Here is a 1,323-nt window from a genome sequence, read left to right on the forward strand (position 1 = left end):
CCAGGTCAGATCCAGGCACTTGCGTGCCTTTTCCACCAACTCGTCAATCTCCGCCTCGCTGATTACCAGCGGTGGTGCAATGATCATGGTGTCGCCCACTGCACGCATCACCAGCCCGTTGTCGAAACAGTGACCACGGCAGATCATGCCCACACCAACCTCACCCGGATAACGCTGGCGTTTGGCCTTGTCCTGCACCAGCTCGATGGCACCCAGCATGCCGAGACCGCGCACTTCACCCACCAGCGGATGATCCGCCAGCTCGCGCAGACGCTTTTGCAAATACGGTGCCGTTTTTTCCCGCACGCGTTCGACGATGCCTTCTTCGCGGAGAATCCGCAGGTTCTCCAGACCCACCGCCGCCGCCACCGGGTGGCCGGAATAGGTGAAGCCATGGTTGAAGTCGCCGTGTGCCTCGATCACATCGAACACTTTGTCGCTGACGATCAGCCCGCCCATCGGCACGTAGCCCGAGGTCAGCCCCTTGGCAATGGTCATCAGATCCGGCTTGAGCCCGTAGTACTGGCTGCCGAACCATTCCCCGGTACGGCCGAAACCGCAGATCACTTCGTCGGCGACAAACAGAATGTCGTATTTGGCGAGAATCTCGCGAATACGCGGCCAGTAGCTCTGCGGCGGCACAATGACGCCACCGGCCCCCTGCACCGGCTCGGCGATGAACGCCGCCACCTTGTCCTCGCCCAGTTCGAGGATCTTCTTCTCCAGTTGATCCGCGGCCCAGATGCCGAACTCCTCCGGACTCATCTCGCCACCCTCGGCGAACCAGTATGGCTGCGGGATGTGCGCGATTCCCGGAATCGGCAGGTCGCCCTGCTCGTGCATGAACTTCATGCCGCCAAGGCTGGCTCCCGCTACGGTGGAGCCGTGGTAGCCGTTCTCACGGCCGATGATGACTTTCTTCTCCGGCTGCCCCTTGCATGCCCAGTAATGGCGTACCAGACGCAGCATGGTGTCGTTGCCTTCGGAGCCCGAGCCGGTGAAGAACACGTGGTTCATCCCTTCCGGAGCCAGCTCGGAAATGGCCTGGGACAGCTCCAGGACCGGCGGATGCGCAGTCTGGAAGAAGGTGTTGTAGAACGGCAGCTGGCGCATCTGGGCACTGGCCGCCTCGACCAGCTCCTCGCGGCCATAACCCACAGCCACGCACCACAGGCCGGCCATGCCGTCGAGGATTTTGTTGCCCTCGCTGTCCCACAGGTGTACGCCCTTCGCCTCGGTGATGATGCGCGGGCCCTTCTCGTGCAGCTGGCGGTAGTCGCTGAAGGGCGCCAAATGGTGGGCCCGGCTCAGAGCCTGCCAGTG

1 protein-coding gene is annotated in these 1,323 nt (G+C 62.7%); it reads right to left on the minus strand.

Annotated elements, in window-relative coordinates; all coding sequences use genetic code 11:
* The coding region (locus NCCP436_RS17545; protein ID WP_220805240.1) for an aspartate aminotransferase family protein at positions 1-1,323 on the minus strand (1,323 nt) is incomplete at both ends.

It is taken from the genome of Pseudomonas sp. NCCP-436 (assembly GCF_019656335.1).
Classification (GTDB): Bacteria; Pseudomonadota; Gammaproteobacteria; order Pseudomonadales; family Pseudomonadaceae; genus Aquipseudomonas.